This window comes from Actinotalea sp. C106 (assembly GCF_023630195.1).
Classification (GTDB): Bacteria; Actinomycetota; Actinomycetes; order Actinomycetales; family Cellulomonadaceae; genus Actinotalea.
In genome coordinates this window covers 1-4,625 of the sequence record NZ_JALPKN010000252.1, presented here as the reverse complement: position 1 = coordinate 4,625, position 4,625 = coordinate 1, and the positions used below count along the sequence as shown (strand labels likewise).

General features: G+C 73.6%; 4 protein-coding genes. 1 reads left to right on the top strand and 3 read right to left on the bottom strand.

Features of this window, described 5'->3' with window-relative positions:
* The coding region (locus tag L0B03_RS14225) for a serpin family protein (RefSeq protein ID WP_250446911.1) at nt 1–388 on the bottom strand (388 nt) is incomplete at its 3' end.
* Between the two features lie 178 nt (nt 389–566).
* Here L0B03_RS14225 and mgtE point away from each other — a divergent pair.
* Nucleotides 567–1,895: a magnesium transporter gene (gene mgtE / locus L0B03_RS14220; RefSeq protein ID WP_250446909.1), complete on the top strand. Its 1,329-nt coding sequence runs from the start codon at nt 567–569 to the stop codon at nt 1,893–1,895.
* A 30-nt stretch (nt 1,896–1,925) separates the two neighbouring features.
* On the opposite strand, the gene L0B03_RS14215 is transcribed toward mgtE, so the two are convergent.
* Complete coding sequence (locus L0B03_RS14215) at nt 1,926–3,593, bottom strand: phospholipase D family protein (protein WP_250446907.1); 1,668 nt, start codon at nt 3,591–3,593, stop codon at nt 1,926–1,928.
* Nucleotides 3,538–4,625 (bottom strand): cation:proton antiporter (locus tag L0B03_RS14210; protein WP_250446905.1); only part of this gene is annotated, 1,088 nt, incomplete at its 5' end. The genes L0B03_RS14215 and L0B03_RS14210, both read right to left, overlap by 56 nt.

Here is a 4,625-nt window from a genome sequence, read left to right as displayed (position 1 = left end):
GGCCGGCGTCGTGCGCCTGCAGGGCGGCTGCGAGCTCGGGTGACCAGGCGGGCAGGTGGAGCAGGTCCCCGAAGGTCTCGGCCGTCGTGCCCCGGGCGGCGGGGTGCAGCAGGCCCAGGGCCAGGGCGGCCGACGTCGGGGAGACCGTGGTGTTCTCGTCGGGGGCCTGGGCGCACAGCAGGTGCAGCAGGTCGAGGCCGAAGGCGGTGTGGGCCCGCCCGACGTCACGGGCCGTCAGGTCGCCGAGCTCGACGGGCAGGGTCTGGCCGCGCTGCACGGCAGGGGGCGCGGCCACCTCGGGGGCGGAGGCGCACGCGGCCAGGGCCAGGGCGGCGACGACTCCGACGGCCCCGGCACGGAGCCCTGACGTTCTCCGGGGTGCGTCCATCGTCGTCCTCCGAGGTGCCTGGTTCCGTCACTGACCCTGTCACCGAGGATGTGTCGTCGATCTCCACGGGCTTGCGCCACGGGCGCCCGGGGCGGTTGTCGGGGACGATGGCACGGCCCACCGCGCGGCACCCGGCCGACGTCGGGGACCGTGCGTCGCCCTATCACCGTGGAGGTGGATGACCGTGGACGACCTCGTCGCCGCGACCCGCGCGGAGGACCTGCCCAGGGTCCGTGACCTCCTGCTCCGCCTCGACGTTCCCGCGATCGTCGACGAGCTCGAACGTCTCGACGCCTCCTCCCGCGCGGTCGCCTTCGGTGCGTTGCCCCAGGGGATCGACCTGGACGTCTTCGAGGACCTCGACGCGACCCTGCAGGGGGAGCTCCTCGACGGGATGGAGCAGGGGACGGTCGCCGAGCTCATCTCCGGCCTGGACCCTGACGACCGTGCGACCCTGCTCGACGAGCTCCCGGCCCCGGTCACCTCGACCCTCCTCGCGGCCCTGAGCCCGCACGAGCGCGCCATGACCACGGCGTTGCTCGACTACCCGCCGGAGTCCACCGGCCGTCGGATGACGCCCGAGGTGGTGCACGTGCCCGTCGACCTCGAGGTGGGCGAGGCCCTCGAGCACGTCCGCTCCCACGAGGCCGACGCCGAGATGATCTACACCCTGCCGGTCGTGGGCCCCGGGCACGAGGTGGTCGGTGTGGTCTCGCTCCGTCGGCTCTTCGTCACCGACCCCCAGGTGCCGGTCCGCGCGGTGATGTCCCCGGCGATCGTCGTGCAGGCCACCGAGGACCAGGAGGTCGCCGCCCGCTCGGTGCGCGACCACGGGACGCTGGCTGTCCCCGTGGTCGACGCCGAGCAGCGCCTGCTCGGGCTGTTCACGGTCGACGACGCGATGCGCATCCTCGAGCACGAGGAGAGCGAGGACTTCGCCCGGACCGGGGCCTCGGAGCCGTTGCGTCGGCCCTACCTCGCGACCCGGGTGCTCGACCTGGTCAAGAGCCGCATCCTGTGGCTCTTCGTGCTCATCGCGGCCGCTGCGCTGACCGTCAACGTCCTCGACCACTTCGAGGACACCCTCGCCGAGGTCGTCAGCCTCGCGCTGTTCATCCCGCTGCTCATCGGCACCGGGGGGAACACGGGGGCCCAGGCGGTCACGACCGTCGTGCGCGCGATGGCCGTGGGGGACGTCCGGTTCCGGGACCTGCCGCGGGTCGTGTGGCGCGAGCTGGTCACCGGCGCGCTGCTCGGTGGTGCGCTGGCCGCCGTGGCCTTCGTCCCGGTGTCCGTCCTCGTCGGGGCCGACGTCGCCCTGGTGCTCTCCCTCGCCCTGGTCATCGTCTGCACCCTGGCGACCACCGCGGGTGCCGTGATCCCGATGCTGGCCAAGAAGGTGGGGGTCGACCCGGCGGTCGTCAGCGCCCCGTTCATCACGACGATCGTCGACACCACCGGCCTCATCGTCTACTTCCTCGTGGCCCAGGCCGTCCTCGGGCTCTGAGCGCCTCCCGCCCCGCGCCCGGGCGGGGGATCAGTGGTGCCCGCGGACCTTCATCTGCGGCGGGCGTCCGTCGGGGTCGACGAAGGCCCGGTAGGCGAGGAAGGCCGTACGGCGCTGCCGGGTGGTCGGCGTCGTCATGACGTGGGTGCGCAGCCGCCCCCGTGGTCGGGGCCCCTCACAGCCCCCCGCGTACCAGGCGTCGAGGGCCGCGACGCTGCTGAGCAGGGTCGCGACCGCCTCGTCAGGGTCGACGAGCCCCGTGTCGTCCGGCAGGTCCAGGTGCTCGCGCCACAGCTCGAGGCGCAGCCTCCGGGCGAACACCCGCGCCCCGTCCCCCAGGCCGCCCGGGTCGAGAGGCTCACGCAGGTCGAGCGCGTCGTCGACCACGGCCGCGGTCAGCTCGGAGTCATGGGTCCACGAGCGACGGTTGAAGTTGTCGCTCCCCACGCTCGCCCACACGTCGTCGACCACGCACACCTTGGAGTGCACGTACACCGGGCGGCCCGTGTCGATCTCGACGTCCAGGATGTGAACCCGGTCCCCGCCGGCCTCCCGCACCACGTCCAGGGCCAGGGTGTGCGCATGCAGCGCGACCGGGAACGGGGCGTTGACCTCGTGGTCCGGGAACCGCGGGACGACGGCGACGAGCTGCAACCCGGGCTGGCGGCGCAGCGCCTCGGCGAAGACCTCGGCGACATCGGTCGACCACAGGTACTGGTCCTCGAGGTACACCAGCCGCCGGGCCCGGCGCAGGGCCTTGGCGTAGCCCCGGGCCACGCTCCGTTCGCCCTGCGGGGCGAAGGGGTAGCCGGGACGGCGCTGGGGGTAGGTGCGCAGCAGCTGCACGGCGGCCGAGCCCCGGGGCTCGGGCGTGGGCAGCGGCTCGGGCAGCGGTGTGGGCCGGAGCCGGGGGCGGCCCAGCAGATGACGAGCCAGCTGTCCCGGACGCCTGGACAGGGACGCAGGGTCGTCCCAGCGCTCGCGGAAGCACTCCTCGACGTCGCGCACCGCAGGGCCTTGGGCGGTGATCTGCACGTCGTGCCACGAGGGCTTGCCCCCGTACCACCGGTTGAAGGGGACGTGCTGGGCGTCACCGTGGTGGTCGGCGTCGTCCCCACGGCTGTGCGCGACGTCGATGCCGCCGAGGAAGACCCTGTCCAGCGCGGGGCGCCCCGGGTGGCGCAGCACGAAGTACTTCTGGTGATGGCTGCCGAAGGGCCGGACCCGCTGGTCCAGCAGGATCTGGCCGCCCACGGCGTTGATCAGCTCTGCGAAGCGGCGGTTCTGCCGTCGCGCGAATCGCAACCGGTCCATCTGCGAGCGCCAGATCAGGCCCCGGACGTCGACCCCGCGCCGGGCTGCCCGCGCCACGAGGCGGGAGATCGTCGTGCCGTCCTCCGCGACGATCTCGTCCGGGTCGACTCGCCAGCCGGCGTAGAGCAGCAGGTCTCCCGAGCGCATCTCCTCGACCGCAGCCGCCAGGGCCCTGAAGTAGGGGCGGCCGTGGACCAGGGGGCGGACGTCGTTGCCCTCGCTCCAGGTGCTCACCCGCGTGTGGCGGTTGCCACGCTGCAGGGCCGTGAGGAACCACGGGTGCGCCTGCTCGCCGTCCGCGAGGGCGGCGGCGGGCGAAGGGGCGTCGTCAGGCGCGGTCAGTCGCACGCCCTGCCGTCGCCGTGGGAGCCGTTCGGTGGGCACGCCTCCACCGTGCCACACCGGGGCCCCTGCTGCTCGGCTCACCACGCGCGACAGGGCCGGGACCGTCAGGTGACGATCCCGGCCCTGGCTGCGGTCTGCGGGTCGGTGCCGGTCCGGGCTGAGCCCTCTCGGCCGGAGCCCGGAGGCTAGGACGCGTCCGTGGGTTCAGACGCGGACGCGCCGCGGGTTGCTCACCGACGTACGGCTGTAGACCTGCGCCACGCTCTCCTCGCGTACCTCGCGCATGGCCTGCTCCTTGGCTTCGTTCATGGTGCCACCCCCCTCTGTCTCGACGTGCTTCGTGTATTGAGTCTGCGCACTGGACGCGCTCGGCGCATCCCCTGCGGGTGAATTCTGCGTTACATCTGCGCCGGACCGTGCACGAGGGCCCTAGGGCCCAGGTCGGTGATGCCTCAGGCGCGGTCACGGCGAGGGTCCCCGCGGCGAAGACGCGAGGGTCGCGCACACCGGCGTCGGCGCTGTGCGCGAGGTAGAAGATCGCACTGACCCCCATCGGACCGAACCAGCCCAGGAACCCGGCCTCCCGCCAGGACCAGCCCAGCGGTCGGGCCAGGGCCAGGAGCACGGGTGGTCGCCGCAGCACCAGGACGAGCACCGCGAACACCAGAGCTGCCGGGCCGAAGGCGACCCAGTCCCCCCACGGCAGCACCGCCCCGAGGACCACGAAGAGCGGGATGGTCGCGTACCGGTTGATGGCCTCGTCGACGTCGTCCTGCGCGATCCTCTCGTCGTCGCCGACCCGGGAGCTGTAGACGAGCCCCGCGACGAAGACCGCGAGCACGCCGTCGGTGCCGATCGACCGGGCGATCCCGAGGGTGGCGACGGCGAGCAGGACGGTCAGCACCAGCTCGGGGCCCGGCTCGAGGTCACGGTGCCGCGTCGCGACCCGCAGCCCCCAGGCGGCGAGGACGCCCACCCCCGCGCCGGCCAGACCAGCGCCGACCACCTCCCAGGCGAGGCGCCCCAGGAGCTCGGCCCCGGACGAGGCCGGGACGACGGCGGCCACGGCCA

Excerpts from the sequence above, each read along its gene's own strand:
- mgtE (WP_250446909.1), top strand. The coding sequence starts at position 567 with ATGACCGTGGACGACCTCGTCGCCGCGACCCGCGCGGAGGACCTGCCC.